Source organism: Paenibacillus sp. An7, assembly GCF_009870785.1.
In the GTDB taxonomy this organism is placed as follows: domain Bacteria; phylum Bacillota; class Bacilli; order Paenibacillales; family Paenibacillaceae; genus Paenibacillus.
In genome coordinates, this window is sequence record NZ_WTWX01000001.1 from 507,884 (window position 1) to 522,373 (window position 14,490).

15 protein-coding genes are annotated in these 14,490 nt (G+C 39.9%); 5 read left to right on the forward strand and 10 right to left on the reverse strand.

From position 1 onward, the window contains the following. Positions 1–48 precede the first annotated feature (48 nt). Positions 49–1,545, forward strand: a complete 1,497-nt coding sequence (locus GQY27_RS02275; protein WP_160031877.1) for an amidase — start codon at positions 49–51, stop codon at positions 1,543–1,545. Positions 1,546–1,554: 9 nt separating this feature from the next. Next, entirely contained in the window at positions 1,555–2,280 is a 726-nt protein-coding gene (locus GQY27_RS02280) for a 4'-phosphopantetheinyl transferase family protein (RefSeq protein ID WP_160031878.1), read from the forward strand. Positions 2,281–2,434: 154 nt separating this feature from the next. Here the strand turns inward: GQY27_RS02280 and GQY27_RS02285 are convergent, their stop codons facing one another. Then, positions 2,435–3,442, reverse strand: coding sequence for a TolB-like translocation protein (locus GQY27_RS02285; protein ID WP_160031879.1), 1,008 nt, complete (start codon positions 3,440–3,442; stop codon positions 2,435–2,437). Positions 3,443–3,863: 421 nt separating this feature from the next. Then, the gene (locus tag GQY27_RS02290) at positions 3,864–4,346 is read right to left on the reverse strand and encodes a GNAT family N-acetyltransferase (RefSeq protein WP_160031880.1); all 483 of its coding nucleotides are present in this window, start codon (positions 4,344–4,346) and stop codon (positions 3,864–3,866) included. A 149-nt stretch (positions 4,347–4,495) separates the two neighbouring features. Here GQY27_RS02290 and xerS point away from each other — a divergent pair, with 149 nt between their 5' ends. Next, positions 4,496–5,575 (forward strand): tyrosine recombinase XerS, encoded by a 1,080-nt coding sequence (xerS, locus tag GQY27_RS02295; protein ID WP_160031881.1) that lies wholly within the window; start codon positions 4,496–4,498, stop codon positions 5,573–5,575. A 124-nt stretch (positions 5,576–5,699) separates the two neighbouring features. On the opposite strand, the gene GQY27_RS02300 is transcribed toward xerS, so the two are convergent. Then, positions 5,700–6,962: a molybdopterin molybdotransferase MoeA gene (locus GQY27_RS02300; protein WP_160031882.1), complete on the reverse strand. Its 1,263-nt coding sequence runs from the start codon at positions 6,960–6,962 to the stop codon at positions 5,700–5,702. Positions 6,963–7,130: 168 nt separating this feature from the next. On the opposite strand from GQY27_RS02300, the gene GQY27_RS02305 reads away from it, so the two are divergent. Continuing rightward, positions 7,131–7,439: an HNH endonuclease gene (locus GQY27_RS02305; RefSeq protein ID WP_160031883.1), complete on the forward strand. Its 309-nt coding sequence runs from the start codon at positions 7,131–7,133 to the stop codon at positions 7,437–7,439. A gap of 49 nt (positions 7,440–7,488) precedes the next feature. On the opposite strand, the gene GQY27_RS02310 is transcribed toward GQY27_RS02305, so the two are convergent. The 4 genes from GQY27_RS02310 to GQY27_RS02325 form a co-directional block, all read right to left on the reverse strand. Then, the gene (locus GQY27_RS02310; RefSeq protein WP_160031884.1) at positions 7,489–8,238 is read right to left on the reverse strand and encodes a DUF4247 domain-containing protein; all 750 of its coding nucleotides are present in this window, start codon (positions 8,236–8,238) and stop codon (positions 7,489–7,491) included. Positions 8,239–8,250: 12 nt separating this feature from the next. Continuing rightward, a complete protein-coding gene (locus GQY27_RS02315; RefSeq protein WP_160032043.1) occupies positions 8,251–8,757 on the reverse strand; it encodes a DUF4178 domain-containing protein in 507 nt (168 codons plus the stop codon). A gap of 38 nt (positions 8,758–8,795) precedes the next feature. Next, a complete protein-coding gene (locus GQY27_RS02320; protein WP_160031885.1) occupies positions 8,796–9,200 on the reverse strand; it encodes a DUF350 domain-containing protein in 405 nt (134 codons plus the stop codon). 133 nt (positions 9,201–9,333) lie between these two features. Continuing rightward, complete coding sequence (locus tag GQY27_RS02325; protein ID WP_160031886.1) at positions 9,334–10,002, reverse strand: PspA/IM30 family protein; 669 nt, start codon at positions 10,000–10,002, stop codon at positions 9,334–9,336. Between the two features lie 325 nt (positions 10,003–10,327). Here GQY27_RS02325 and GQY27_RS02330 point away from each other — a divergent pair, with 325 nt between their 5' ends. Further along, positions 10,328–11,203, forward strand: coding sequence for a polysaccharide deacetylase family protein (locus GQY27_RS02330; protein WP_160031887.1), 876 nt, complete (start codon positions 10,328–10,330; stop codon positions 11,201–11,203). A 60-nt stretch (positions 11,204–11,263) separates the two neighbouring features. Here the strand turns inward: GQY27_RS02330 and GQY27_RS02335 are convergent, their stop codons facing one another. The 3 genes from GQY27_RS02335 to GQY27_RS02345 form a co-directional block, all read right to left on the reverse strand. Beyond that, on the reverse strand, positions 11,264–11,914 hold the full coding sequence (locus tag GQY27_RS02335; protein WP_160031888.1) for a 3D domain-containing protein: 651 nt from the start codon (positions 11,912–11,914) through the stop codon (positions 11,264–11,266). A gap of 207 nt (positions 11,915–12,121) precedes the next feature. Continuing rightward, on the reverse strand, positions 12,122–12,844 hold the full coding sequence (locus GQY27_RS02340) for an amino acid ABC transporter ATP-binding protein (RefSeq protein ID WP_160031889.1): 723 nt from the start codon (positions 12,842–12,844) through the stop codon (positions 12,122–12,124). After that, a complete protein-coding gene (locus GQY27_RS02345) occupies positions 12,831–14,285 on the reverse strand; it encodes an ABC transporter substrate-binding protein/permease (protein ID WP_442950870.1) in 1,455 nt (484 codons plus the stop codon). Before GQY27_RS02345 ends, GQY27_RS02340 begins: the two co-directional genes overlap by 14 nt. Between the last annotated feature and the right edge of the window lie 205 nt (positions 14,286–14,490).

The window sequence follows — 14,490 nt, forward strand, 5'->3', positions numbered from 1 at the left end:
ACAGCGCTCTTGCGTATGGTAAAATCATATTCAGAAAGGATGATTGACATGAAAAACCAGTACACTTCCTATGATGCCGTAGGACTTGCTGAGCTCATCAGAGCCCGGGAAACTTCACCTGCCGAGTTAGTTCAAGTTGCAATAGAACAAGTAGAAAAACAAAATTCAAAAGTAAATGCCGTAGTACATACAAGATATGAACAAGCTTTGAAAGAAGCTGAACAGGTGAGCATTATGGAACAGCCTTTTGCAGGCGTTCCTATTTTGTTAAAAGACATTTCCCAAGCCATTGCCGGCGAACCGCTCACCTCTGGATCTAAGCTGTTTACACAGCATAAACCTTTATATGATTCTCATTTCGTTGCCAAGTTAAGAAAAGCCGGCTTTATTCCGATCGGGCATACGAATACACCGGAATTTGGCCTCAAAAATATTACGGAACCAAAGCTGCACGGACCTGCTCGGAATCCATGGAACACCATGCACTCCCCTGGCGGTTCCAGCGGAGGTTCCGCAGCGGCCGTTGCGTCTGGAATGGTTCCAATCGCAGGTGCAAGTGATGGCGGAGGATCCATTCGTATTCCTGCATCATTCAGCGGACTCTTCGGACTTAAACCGACCCGAGGACGTACACCGGTTGGCCCTGGCGTTGGTAGACAATGGCAAGGAGCCTCCATCGATTTTGCCTTATCCAAGACAGTTAGAGATAGTGCTGCTCTTCTCGATGTACTCCAAGTCATTCAGAATGAAGCTGCTTTTCAAGTTCCGCTATATCCTGGGCGTTATCTCGAAGATATGTATGCGCCGCTTAAACGTAAATACCGTATTGCATATACCACCACCTCACCTGTAGGTACACCTGTGAGTGAAGAGGCTATTGAAGCAGTACACAAACTGGTTCGCTTTTTAGAATCTGAAGGACATGTTGTTGAAGAAAAATTAAGCCCTGTAAATGGGGTCCGTCTGATGGAGAACTATTACATGATGAACAGCGGTGAAATGGCCGCTATGGTTCTTGGCATGGAACGCGGACTTGGCAGATCCATTACTGCGGAAGATATCGAAATCGAAGGCTGGGTTCTGCTTGAAGCAGGACGTAAGTTATCTGCAGCTGAATTTGTACACAGCTTAGCGGAATGGGATGTTGCTGCTGCTCAGATGAGTACGATTTATGATCGGTACGATTTTTACATTACACCGACTAATGCTTATCCGGCGCCGCTTGTGGGTGAACTTACGCCTGGACCAGAACAGATCCAGCATTTGCTTACTGTCAGCGATTTATCAAAGGCTAAACAACAGGAACTTATCTATGAAATGTTCCTTCCAAGCTTGACCTATACCCCTTTTACACAGTTAGCTAATCTGACAGGTAATCCAGCGATGAGTCTTCCTATTCATCTGACTGAATCAGGACTTCCCATCGGCGTACAAGTGATGACCGCAAAGGGGCACGAGAATGAGCTGTTTACCTTAGCTTCCTTACTTGAAAATTCATCACTTTGGGTAGATCTCATGGACAATCCCATGTTGAAAAATGAATAGGGTGTGACGATGGATATTTGGTCTGTGTATCTCCGTCCCATATTAGAATCAGGTAAAGACTGGATGCAAATCTTACCCTTCATGAATGCTCAGCTGCAAGCTAAGATTCAGAAGTTTCGTCAGCCAGAAGATCAGCTGCGCACCCTTTGCGGTGAACTCCTTCTGCAAAAACATGCTTTGGAGCGGTGGGGAATCTCCCCCTCTGAGCTTGTTAAGAAATATAATGCTTATGGTAAACCGGAACTTGCAGAGTATCCTTCATATCACTATAACATCTCTCATTCTGGGGACTGGGTCGTAGCCGCTTTTGCTAACAAGCCGGTTGGAATCGATATGGAGACGAAGGCTAATCCCGTGGATATTTCTATTGCCGAGCGTTTCTTTACTCCTTCTGAAGTCAGCTTGCTTCGGGAACAAAACGAGGAACAGCAGCAATCTCTTTTTTACGAACTGTGGACGCTAAAGGAAAGTTATATAAAAGCAGAAGGTTCGGGGCTCTCGATCCCACTTGACTCTTTTTCGTTTGAATTCAGGGAGCAAAATCAAGAGCATAATAACAAAGAGAATAATAACGTAAAGTTTTATCGTTCGGGTAAACTAGATACCCGCTGGTATTTTAAGCAATATAGGATTGATCCCGGGTATGCTCTTGCCGTAGGTGGGCGTGAGCCAGACTTTCCGGAACAAGTTGAAGCTGTTCGTTGGGATAAACTGATTTCAGTTATTTGCAAATAGTAAGTATAATAGTAAGTGTATTGTCATGATAAAAAGCTAGGCGTAGTGCAGAGGTTGAAGTCCCTTGCACTACGCCTATTTGTTACATACTTATGGACCGATATTAGTGTACTATAACAGTCTCTTTACATCGTCTCACAGCAATGTGTCACTGTTACTGAGTACTTAAAATCAATTGGAAATTATTAATGAAACCATCCTCAGATATAAAAACTGGCGTGTATTCTTTAGATTCGAAATCATAATAATAGACACCTCTTTTATCATTTATCACCGATGTAACATATAGACCTTTTCCATCAACTGAAAAACTTGCTCCATCTACTTGCATTCTTTCAGGCGGTAATATGAACTCTTCTAACTCATGGGAACTAGCATGAATGGATACAGCTTTCGATTTTTCTTCAGAATTATATTCTTTGTCATAAATAGCAATTATCTTATTATCTATCCAATTTACCATCAGAATTTTTATCCAAGCATGCTCTGAAAAGAGCTGCTGTGTATCCGTAAATTTAAAATCGGTTTCATAGACAGAAAATAAAGGCATAGAATATTTATTTTCATCGGAACCAAATTGCTTTTCTATAACCTCACGATCTTGACTATAAGAAAAAGCGGAAATATATAATTTTTCTGTATCTGGATTTATCGTTATCGTTTCAACGTTGGTATCTTCATCTCCCCAATATGAAATCATACCACTCTGTTTATCCAACATTCCTAAACGTAACACCCTATTTGAAGAAGCAATAAAAAAAACTTTTTCCTTAGTAGGTATGATTTGATTCACAGCACGTAAATTGGTTGTTAACTTGGTTTCTTCTTTTGTCTCTAGATTATAACTAAATATTTGATCATGCTTGTTATCATCGGTCTTAGTATAATAAACAATTTTATCATTAGAACTGAAAGCACCTAATGGATACTGTGATGTATATGGGAAATTAAATATTTCTATTAGTTCTTTTGTTTTAGGAGCGTACTTGTAGATGGACGTTGTCATTTCATCTAGATCAGGCTGAATATAGGTCGTAGTTGTTATGGTTAAATAATCATCATTCTGTTCTATAAGATTATTTTTGCTACTACAGCCAACTAGTAAAAGTATAAGAACTACAGTAAGTAATAAACCTTTTACTAAGAATAATTTATGTTTCATAAGGTACTTAACCTAGAAATATCACTTTTTCCTGAATTCATCGCAGACACTCTTTTCTATGTAATTTTTTTCATATAAATATAGTATATTACTTTTCATGCTTAAACAATGATTTTTTAAGAAACAAGGCAAGCTTCGGCCATTAGGAGACCACTTGTAAGCGATATTCTCCAAGATAATGAGTATCTAATCTTTTCTCTCTCCTTTACTGTAGATTCACATTGAATGAATTTCCCTCTTTTAAACCTGAATAAGACATAAATATAGTGTGATTCATACCACTGGACTTTAAGATGCGCTTATTATCTAATGTGAATTTTTCATATATTTAATTTTTATAACTCTGTTTAATATGAACCAAAAAGAGATCCTCTTCAGCAGCCGATCTGTCAAAGAAAATCTCTTTATTTTGCTCTACTCTTTAGGTTACAAAATGTTGACTTGGGTTGCCCGATTCTGGATGGAATTTCTCCCGAAACTGCCCATTGGTATAACCGCCAATTACTTTACGCCAGAAGGCTTGGGCTACCATATTCGTCCTCACCTGTGAAACTTTCCATTCCCCTTGAAAGCGGCTGAATAGTTCATTTGCTGCCCAAGTTCCTACTCCGCTGCGGCGATATTTTTGCATGACAAAAAACTCAGTCATATAAAAGTCGCCATCCTTTTTACCGGAAAGCTTGTCCACTAGTGCAAAACCTGCGGGAGAAGAGCCATTTTTAATGAGAAAAGGATACTTGTCCGTATGAGTCCAGTAATCATCAAGATTCGGATAGTCAGGAAAAACACCATAAGAATCAACATCAATATCAAGATACTTCGTAAAATCATATAAATAGAACTGCATAAGATGACGTATTACTTGTTTTTGTTCACGCGGTACCATAATGAGGCTTAGTTCCATATCATATCACCTCTATTTTCTTCATATAAAGTAACTATAAAGCTTTGGTTCAGACCGAGCAAGTCATAACCCTAGCGAATGTGGTAAAATAAGGACACTTGTTCTTACTCCTAAAGAAGACAATAGAAATAGTAAGGGGCGTACGAAATATGAATATTCAAAAGGAAACCGATCGTCGTAGACTTGATGAACGTGTAGTCACGATGCCCTGGTATGTTCAGCAGTTCATTGATTACAAACTACCAGACCTCTCTCCTTCCACGCTGCTGGAGTATGTTCGAGATTATGATATGTTCTTCACTTGGCTAAGGGCTGAAGGTCTGTCTGAAGCCGAATCAAATACAGGAGTGACTTTAAAAGAACTCGAGATGCTGCGCATGGAAAGTATTACGGGATATCGTATTTATCTAACGACCAAAAGAGAAGGAGCAAACTCTCGGATTACCGTGTCCCGTAAATTATCTTCACTCCGGTCTTTGTTCCATTATCTCAGCCAAATTGCCGAAGATGAAGAATTTTACCCCCTTCTTAAAAGAAATATTATGGCTAAAGTCGAAATCAAACGAGTTCACAAACCAAAAGATACGGCAGCTAAGCTGAAAGGAAAAATCCTAGAGGAAGATGAACTTCTTGAGTTCATTGGTTATATTTTAGAAGGGTACGCAAAGGATATGGAGAAAAATAAACAAGCTCTATATTCCCATGAGATGAACAAAGAGCGTGATGCTTGTATTGCCAGTTTAATTCTAAATTCAGGACTTCGCGTCTCAGAGATTGTAAATCTGAACATCGATGATCTTGATTTGAATAATAAGGTTCTCTATGTATACCGAAAAGGGAATAACGATGAAACGTTTAAGAATCCCGTCTATTACCGAGAACAGGCTAAAGATGATCTTCTAAACTATATGGAACTTCGTACTCTGCGGTATCGCACTCCCAAAAAAGAAAAAGCACTTTTTGTCACCGTCCCCAATGGTCAAAAAGAAGGGAAACGAATGACAAAACGTGCGATTCAAGCGATGATTATCAAGTACGCAAAAGGCTTTGGCAAGCCGTATTTAACAGTCCATAAATTACGACATTCTTTTGCCACCGATTATTATTTACAAAATGATATTTACAAAACAAAGGAACAACTCGGACATGCTTCTACGGAAACAACAGAGGTTTACGCGCATCTCACAGATAAAACGATGTCTGAAGCGATTGAGCGAAGAGTAGATTAGACTCTTTTACTCTCATTTAATAACTTTCATATATTGCATCTAAGGCTGCCCTTTCGGGCAGCTTTTATGTTTTTCATTACACCTTCAGCATTACAGGGATATCACCACAGATTCTATTCGATCATCATCTTCCGAGCTTTAAAATTTCCACGGCATCGCCCGCTTGTAAACCTTTCTTGTCAGGAGGAATGATAATTAGACAATCACTGTCCTTAATCGTCACCATGGCACTGGATTCATCTACTTTCGCTGGGAAAGCAAATACTTGTCCATTCTTTATTTCTACCTTTCCACGGACAAACCGCGTAAAGTTATTTACTTTGCTATAATCTGAACCTAAAAACGCAGTCCACCGCTGAAGATAAGGGTGTGCTGAGGCTTGCATCAGCTGCAGTGCCGGACGTACAAAAAGTTCAAATCCAACAAAACAAGCACCCGGATTACCCGATAAGGCAAACAGTAGTTTATTCTGAATAAACGCAGCGGTCGTTACACTTCCTGGGCGCATGGTTACTTTATTGAATAACATTTCTACCTCATCCTGCCGAACTAGATCCCCCATAATATCATAATCTCCAACGGATACACCGCCTGTAGTGATGACAACATCATAGGTTGATAAAGCTTCCTGCAGTTTTTGCTCAGCCAGCTCCAATTCATCCACTATCGCACCAAGTAAATGAGGCTCGCCTCCCGCTTCCCTCACCAAGGATTGAAGCATATAGCTGTTACTGTTGCGTATTTTTCCTGGCTCTAATTCTTCATCAATTCCGAGTAGTTCAGTTCCTGTAGCAAAAATCCCCACTTGAGGTTTTCTAAAAACAGGCACTTGATGAATACCGAACGTGGCCAGAACCGAGATTTCTCCTGCAGTAATCAAGGTGCCTTTTTTTACAAGTAAATCGCCTTCTGACACTTCGAGACCCACAGGCGTAATATTTGCTCCCTGCGTTGTGGGACGTTTAAATACTACATATGGTTTTCCTTCTACCTCGCACAATTCTGTCGCTTCAAGCATAACAACGGCATCCGCTCCGAATGGAACCTCAGCACCTGTCATAATACGCGCAGCGGTTCCTTCCACAATTTCCTTCTGTGAGGAATAACCGCAGGGAATTTCGTCAATAATCGCAAGTTGAACCGTTTGATCACTGCTAGCTGTACTAATGTCCGCACTTCGGACAGCATATCCATCCATTCCTGATCTTCTAAAGAAAGGATAAGGATGCGGTGCGATTATATCTTGAGCAATAATGCGGCCATGCACATCCTCGATCCTTACCTGTTCTGTCTCGATTAATTTCACCTTATTTGCTACAAGCTGCTGCGCAGCTTCTACCTGGATGGCTTTTCGATTAAATTTTGGATTGGTTTTATAATTACTCATGTCATTTTCTCCTTGCTTTTATCTACTTGAATAAAGTGTATCTCCATCTCTTCCCCGTTGCAAGAAAGGAAAGAAGCGAGTATGGTCCATATACTGTTTTGATTAAATAAGCTATACATGCATATTGTATGCTTTTTTATCTCACGCTACAAAAAGGAGGTGAAGGCGATGCCATCTCAGAATGAAGAACACACCTGTGCTCTTTGCAAAAGAAAAGTTCCCGTTACGACCGTACATCATCTCACTCCTCGGGAAGAAGGCGGAAAAGACAAGCCTACAGCAGATCTATGTATTCCATGCCATAAACAGATCCATCATTTATTTACCAATCGAGAGTTAGTTGTACTCGGACTGACTACGATTGAAGCGCTTCTACAAGCACCAAAGATTGCCTCCTACGTTAAATGGATACGTAAACAGCCAGCTACCGTCATTCCTAAATCCAAGAAATCTAGACATGTACGCAAAGCCAAATGATAAAACAAAAAACCCGGACACTGCAAGGTATCCGGGTTTTAACATTCTTCTATCTTCGTCTTGATATTCGGCCTGAACCGATCTTCGTCTTCGGTCTCGTGCTTTTCTTTGGTGAGCTGAAAATGCTCGATCCACTGCTTTTTCCTCTTTCAATCTTCCCTTTGGTCGACGAGCTTGAAGAAGAAGTGTCCCGATTAAGAATACTGCCGTTGTCCGTTTTTTTCGTGTTCGCTGATTCGCCAAGCCCTCTGCGAATAATGGAACCACTGCGTTTCGTAGTTAGCGGCGGGGCAATTTTTTTATCATTGTCTGTAGCTGTCCTGTATTGGCCCTGAGTCGGTGTATATGTTTTAGAGGAAGTGTATCCCCTGTAGTTGCCCGAGCCTCGCATTACATCAAAGATGCTGTCCAGAATAGAAGCCGTAATATATCCCTGTAAGAAAGAAGAACTATAATTACGCTGTACATATTCTTTAGAATCAACCTCGATCAGTGTATCTTCCGGCTGATCCGGATCTTGTTGCAAATGGTAGAGCTCATTTGGATACAAAAGAAACATTCGCTCTGTATCCACGGGTGACACTTCGTCCGGAGTTCGATCTTCCATCAGTTCATCGGCTACTTCCGGAACCGTAAGATTCGCCGCACGGTATACATAGGAAGTTGAATTACCACTGCTGTTCACCGATTCAAGCGGGTACGTATCTTTCACAGCAGGTGCGCCGCAGCCTGATAACAGAGAGACAAATAAACTGAGGACCAGTGTGATTTTTAAGATGTGCCAAAAACGCTTGTTCATGAATAACCTCTCCTAGGTTGCCCGAATAACTTTTACATCTGCCGGGAGGATATCTTCTCCTTCATACAGCATAAATCGACCGTTCTGCCATTCAATACGTAAGAGATGATTATCATCCGACTGAAACTGCCATACATGTTGTTCCCCATTTTGAGAAAATGGTGTCTTTCCTGCTGTCATTACATGACCCGCATATTGTTCTTCTAAATGATATTCTCTGTCATCCAGTTCGATCGTTGTCGGTACTTCCTCTGGATGATCCAGTCTTCCATCTATAGGGGTATATAATGCATAGATCAGACGTTCTCTTTCTTCAATATATAAATACGCAATTGTATTTCCGTCTTTCAGTGTAAGCAAAGCCGCATTTCTCCCTCGGTTTTGCACTTTCCCCGTTACTTCATAAGTAACAAGAGAAACCTCGCATATATCGCCCGGATTCAGCTGTAACATACTTTTCTCTGGAGCAGAAGGTTTGGGTTTAGATAATAAATTCGTTACTCTTTTCCATATACTCATCATTCATCGAACTCCTATTTCTAGTTGGAATAACTCGGTTACAGAGAGGCTGAGATGATTAGTGCCCCTACTAAGTGAAGTGTACCGGAGAACAGTCCATAGCCAATCTTCCCTTTTTGCATCCCACCGTCTATGTCAAAAGAAGCAAACTGGCGAATCATGGTGTGCACAACACCTTCGATCACAAGTAAAATAATAAATGAAACGACGGATACAATAAGTGCGTCTCCTAAATGATAAGATACCGAAATAGACGAGGATAAAATATAGCCCTGTGCAAACAACTTCATAATAAGCCTTGTTGTCACCGCCATATTGCCTGCTTTTACTTCTGTAAAATCTTTGTACTTCGTAAATAATGAATCAACATACATGAGAATAAACAGCAGTACTGCTCCTGAACCTGTCCATACCAGCATGCGTACGATATCCATAAATTCCATTAGATATAACATCCTCCAATAGTGACAGATAGCTCCCTCATGAAAAACGAAGGAGAAACTGCGTCGTTTCCCCTCCGTCACATGGAATAAAGCTTACACTCACTTTATTCATTTTTTATCATACTCATGATTGTTATTTATTCTCGTACTGTTTCAGCAAAGCTGCCAGTTCGTCTTCTACTTCCTTGTCTTTCCCCATGTTTTCAAATTCTTCATCCAGTGATTTTTCTTTGCTGTTCATTTCGTTACTTGCTTCTGCATGAGCTTCCGCTTGAAGCATTTTTTCTTCCATACGCTTCATACCAGATGCAGCCGTATCGGATCCAAAACCACTCATTGCTTTGTTAATTTCTGTCTGAGCTTTGGCTGCATTATAACGAGCTACCAATGTCTCTCTCTTGTTCTTCATTTCCGTCAATTGTTTACGCATTTGCTCCAGTTTGGAACGGAGATTGTCTGCAGAAGCTTTATTCTGTTCAAAGCTTGCTTTGTATTCCGTAAGTTTTGCTTCTGCATTTTTCTTTTCTTCGAGAGCACGACGAGCAAGATCAATATTTTGTGCTTTAGCAGCCGTATGTGCTTGTTCTTCTCTTTTCTTCACGAGTGCTTCCTGCTCTTCATATAAAGCTTTAAATTTCTTCTCAATGGCAATTTGTGCAGCTACTGCTTTCTCCGCATCTTCCAGATCCTTCTGCATGTCACGAATATATTGATCGGTCATTTTAATTGGATCTTCCGCTTTGTCAATCAGAGAATTAATATTGGACATGGTCAAATCACGAAATCTTTTAAATAGAGACATTATAAAATTCCTCCCGTATATGTTTTCTTTTACTTAATATACTCATTTGCTCGGTAATGAATCATTACCTTAAATCAATTGAATCATTACCTTAAATCAATTTGAAGCAATTTGTTAACTCATTAAAACTTATACATCTAATTACCTTATACGGATCAGTGATTCATGAAGTTTCATTTATTTCATGAATGGAAATGAACAGAATGCCAAGATAGCTTATGTAAGAATAATTTAGCTCAGTCTAGGCAATAACATACGAATACTCATGATGTAATTCCAGGCTGTTTTCGTAACGATAATCACAAATATAAGGAGTTATGCTTACATGAAACGCGTCGTTTGTTCTATTGTTGCATTTACTTTAATAACCGGTATCCTTCTGCTATATTTTTCGCAAACTGTTGCAGCAGACATACTGGGTCATACATACATTAACGCTCCGGAGGATAATAAAAAGATAGAAAATCCATTCTCTGAGCTGGATTCATTTACGAAAGAACTTCCTACTGTAAAAGAACCTCAGAAGAAAGTAGATGAGAAATCAAAACTTACACTTGGCCAGCTTCGAAAGAAATATAAAAGTACATTCGTTACGAATGGGCCTAATGTCAAAAGAATTGCTTTAACATTTGACGATGTACCCGATCCAAGATTCACTCCGCAAATATTAGATGTTTTAAAAGAGTACGGGGTAAAAGCCACTTTTTTTGTGAATGGTCAAAGAGTACTGAATCATCCCAAACTTGCTAAACGAATTCATGATGAAGGACATGTCATTGGTAATCACAGCTTTACTCATCCGGATTTCAATAAAATATCAATGTCTGCTTTTAAATCAGAAATCAAAAAAACGGAGCAAGCTATTCTCCCAATTACAGGATATATTCCAAAAACAATTCGTCCGCCATATGGTGAAATCACAGAAGAACAACTCATATGGGCGGCTGAACACAAGTACCGAATTGTGAATTGGAATGTCGATTCTTTAGATTGGAAAGGACTAAACAAAGAACAAGTGTTAACGAACATTCTCTCTAATACCCGGCCTGGTGCAATTGTGCTTCAACATGGGGGTGGCGGACATGGATCGAAACTTCAAGGGACAATTGATGCTTTACCTGAAGTCATTAAGGCTCTGAAGAACCAAGGATACGAACTAGTCACCGTACCTGAACTGTTAGGAATTGAAAAATCAAAATAAAAAGGCACCTGTGTAATGAAATCAATATACACAGGTGCTTCTTACTTTACCATTATCAATCTATTCAATTATATAGAGTTTGACATCTTGAATACCAAACTTCGCAACGGAACTTTTACTTCCTGGGATAAAAATATCAATCTTGTTGCCCTTAATAGCTCCACCAATATCGGTAGCTGTAGCAACAAATGCTTGATCTGGCAGGTTATCGTGCGAATGACCTGTAACTAGAACCTTTGTTCCGAGTGGAATGACGGAAGGATCTACAGCAATCGTACCTAGTTCAAGCGGGTTACCAAAGTAATCCACCGCTCCATAGCCGCCATTTTCAGCGGGATCAGCAGAATATGCTGTCGCTTTTACATTTAAAGTTTCGCTGTAGTTAAATGTTTTCCCCCACGCTTCCACCACTCTATTGCTGCTGTCCACATTTAGACTTGCTGTTATTGAATTACTACCGGAAGAACTCTGTGCATTAATTGTTGGAAGAGTCAATTTTAATCCTTCATAAATATTATATGGTGAAATGCTTTTATTCGCGTTCATCAAAGTCTCTAAATCAATGTCGTATCTTTGAGATAGTTTATAGAATGTATCCCCCTCTTTAGCTACATATACTTGCTCTGCATGAGCGGGAACACTTTGTGCCATTAAACTAATACCTAGCAAAGCAGCTGCTAGTGTAGAAGTTTTTTTGAAACGTTTAAACATGTTTTCCTCCTATAGCTAGCTTCTTCATGTAGAAGCTTCTCTAGTTGTTTGTCGTAAGATGTAGCTAATATATCACAAATTTGTAACCTGTGCGCATGTAATAGTTACCACTTTGTTATTACTTCGGAGTAAACATACAAAAAAGCTTTCTTTGCATGAATAAAATTCATGCAAAGAAAGCTTTTACATACCTAATCTATTAAATAATTATAGTACTTTACTTAAGAAGTCTTGAGTACGAGGATGCTGCGGGTTACCAAATACTTCGTCTGGAGTACCTTCCTCGACGATTTTACCGCCATCCATAAATACAATACGGTCCCCCACTTCACGAGCAAATCCCATTTCATGAGTAACAATGACCATCGTCATTCCGCCTTCGGCGAGTTTTTTCATCACATCAAGTACTTCCCCAACCATTTCTGGGTCCAGTGCTGATGTTGGTTCATCAAATAGCATCACATGAGGTTGCATCGCAAGCGCTCTTGCGATGGCAATCCGTTGTTTTTGTCCCCCAGAAAGCTGGTTCGGATAGATATCTTTCTTATCGGCCAAACCTACCGTCTTCAGCAGATCATCAGCGATCTTATTTGCTTCTTCAGCAGGTACATTTTTCACGATGGTCGGCGCAAGTGTAATGTTTTGACCTACCGTTTTATGCGGAAAAAGATTAAAGTGCTGGAACACCATGCCCATTTTTTCACGAGTTGAATTGATATCGTGTTTTGGGTTCGTTATGGATGCACCTTCAAATAAAATTTCTCCATCTGTCGGTACTTCCAGCAGGTTGATACAGCGTAAAAAGGTACTTTTCCCTGAACCGGATGGGCCAATGACAACAACCACTTCGCCCTTAGCGATCTCAATATCGATCCCTTTAAGAATATCTAGTTTTCCGAACGATTTATGCAAATTTTTAACGCTTATCACTAGCACTCAACTTCCTTTCGAATAGACTTAGCAGCTTGGAAAGCATGAAGGTTAGAACAAAGTAAATAGCTGCTGCGATGATGTAAGGACTTAGACCTGCATACGTGATATTTCTGATTGAATTAGCTTGGTACATAATGTCAGCCATACCGATAATCGAAATGATGGATGATTCTTTAATAATGGTAATAAACTCATTACCGATCGCAGGCAGAACCGATTTTAAGGCTTGAGGAAGAATGATGTGACGAAGTGCAGCACTTCGTTTCATTCCAAGGGAACGTGCAGCTTCCATCTGCCCCTTATCCACTCCTTGAATCCCTGCTCTGAAGATCTCGGCCAAATAGGCTGAACTATTGATCGAAAGAGTAATAACCCCTGATTGCAGCGGTGATAGATTAAGACCAAATACGAGTGCGAGTCCATAATGCATAATCATTAACTGTACCAGCATTGGTGTTCCGCGTAATACTTCTACGTAAGCCGTACCGATCCATCTAAGGACTCTGAATGCCGACATTCGAATTATCGTAATAATTAAGCCAATTAGAAAACCGAAAATAACGCCGAGCGCAGATAATAACAGGGTATAACCAATACCCTTCGCATAATAATGACGGAATTCATAAGCAATCGTAAATATATTACGATCTTTTTGGTTACCTGATGCGAGCAGACTCGCTTCTTTTACCATTTTCTCAATTCCATTGTCCACTTTCAGTTCAGCGATTGTGGCATTAATAACTTCTAAGAGTTCTGTGTTTCCTTTAGCAACCCCGATCGCTGCTGCCGATTCTGTTTCTTCTGGAGTTGCTCCAGCGATCACAATTTTATTGTTTAAATAACCTTTTGCAACCGTGTCTTCTACAATTACAGCATTAACACGTTCAGTTTCGAGCTGAAGGATAAGGTCGCCTATTTTATCAAGCGATACTAGCTTCGCGTTATTGATTCCTTGAGCAATACTCTCCTGAATGGTACCTTTTTGAATCCCTATGGTAGTACCTTCTAAATCTGTCATTGTTTGATACTTATCCGAATCCTCACTTCGAACTAAGACCACCTGACTTGCTTTGTAGTAAAAATCAGAGAAATCGATACTTTGTCTACGCTTTTCCGTAGGCGTCATTCCTGATATTACAAGGTCAACTCTACCGCTTTGAAGGGCTGGCAGCAAACTGTCAAATCCCATATCTTCAATTACAAGTTCTGCGCCCATTTTTTCAGCAATGGCTTTTGCTATTTCAATGTCAAAACCGACAATCTGGTCTTGTCCATCAATTGTTTTATGAAATTCATAAGGCGGGAAATCTGCACTTGTTCCTAGAACCAGCGTTTCCTTGCTGTTTTCATTGTCGGTTGCATAAACGGTAGCCATTCCGGCCGGAAGCAACAAGACAATACACATCAATAACATAAGTATACGAACTGTTTTTTTCAACTTCTGTCTCTCCTTAGCTGAATCTAGATCATTTTTTATAAGATTGAACTATTATAAGTGAAAATGTATGAATATGCAACGAGTTTTCTTTCTATTTTCATAGTTTTCCATTGATTCCCCTGAATGACAAGACGTTTCTAAAAGCTAGTGCTATAATGTATATACGATTTTTAAGTATACATCCATGAATCGACAAATCATAATC

What these genes read in the sequence shown, in the direction of transcription:
- GQY27_RS02275 (WP_160031877.1), top strand. Translation starts at nt 49, where the DNA reads ATGAAAAACCAGTACACTTCCTATGATGCCGTAGGACTTGCTGAGCTC.
- GQY27_RS02280 (WP_160031878.1), top strand. Translation starts at nt 1,555, where the DNA reads ATGGATATTTGGTCTGTGTATCTCCGTCCCATATTAGAATCAGGTAAA.
- GQY27_RS02285 (WP_160031879.1), bottom strand. Translation starts at nt 3,442, where the DNA reads ATGAAACATAAATTATTCTTAGTAAAAGGTTTATTACTTACTGTAGTT.
- GQY27_RS02290 (WP_160031880.1), bottom strand. Translation starts at nt 4,346, where the DNA reads ATGGAACTAAGCCTCATTATGGTACCGCGTGAACAAAAACAAGTAATA.
- xerS (WP_160031881.1), top strand. Translation starts at nt 4,496, where the DNA reads ATGAATATTCAAAAGGAAACCGATCGTCGTAGACTTGATGAACGTGTA.
- GQY27_RS02300 (WP_160031882.1), bottom strand. Translation starts at nt 6,962, where the DNA reads ATGAGTAATTATAAAACCAATCCAAAATTTAATCGAAAAGCCATCCAG.
- GQY27_RS02305 (WP_160031883.1), top strand. Translation starts at nt 7,131, where the DNA reads ATGCCATCTCAGAATGAAGAACACACCTGTGCTCTTTGCAAAAGAAAA.
- GQY27_RS02310 (WP_160031884.1), bottom strand. Translation starts at nt 8,238, where the DNA reads ATGAACAAGCGTTTTTGGCACATCTTAAAAATCACACTGGTCCTCAGT.
- GQY27_RS02315 (WP_160032043.1), bottom strand. Translation starts at nt 8,757, where the DNA reads ATGAGTATATGGAAAAGAGTAACGAATTTATTATCTAAACCCAAACCT.
- GQY27_RS02320 (WP_160031885.1), bottom strand. Translation starts at nt 9,200, where the DNA reads ATGGAATTTATGGATATCGTACGCATGCTGGTATGGACAGGTTCAGGA.
- GQY27_RS02325 (WP_160031886.1), bottom strand. Translation starts at nt 10,002, where the DNA reads ATGTCTCTATTTAAAAGATTTCGTGATTTGACCATGTCCAATATTAAT.
- GQY27_RS02330 (WP_160031887.1), top strand. Translation starts at nt 10,328, where the DNA reads ATGAAACGCGTCGTTTGTTCTATTGTTGCATTTACTTTAATAACCGGT.
- GQY27_RS02335 (WP_160031888.1), bottom strand. Translation starts at nt 11,914, where the DNA reads ATGTTTAAACGTTTCAAAAAAACTTCTACACTAGCAGCTGCTTTGCTA.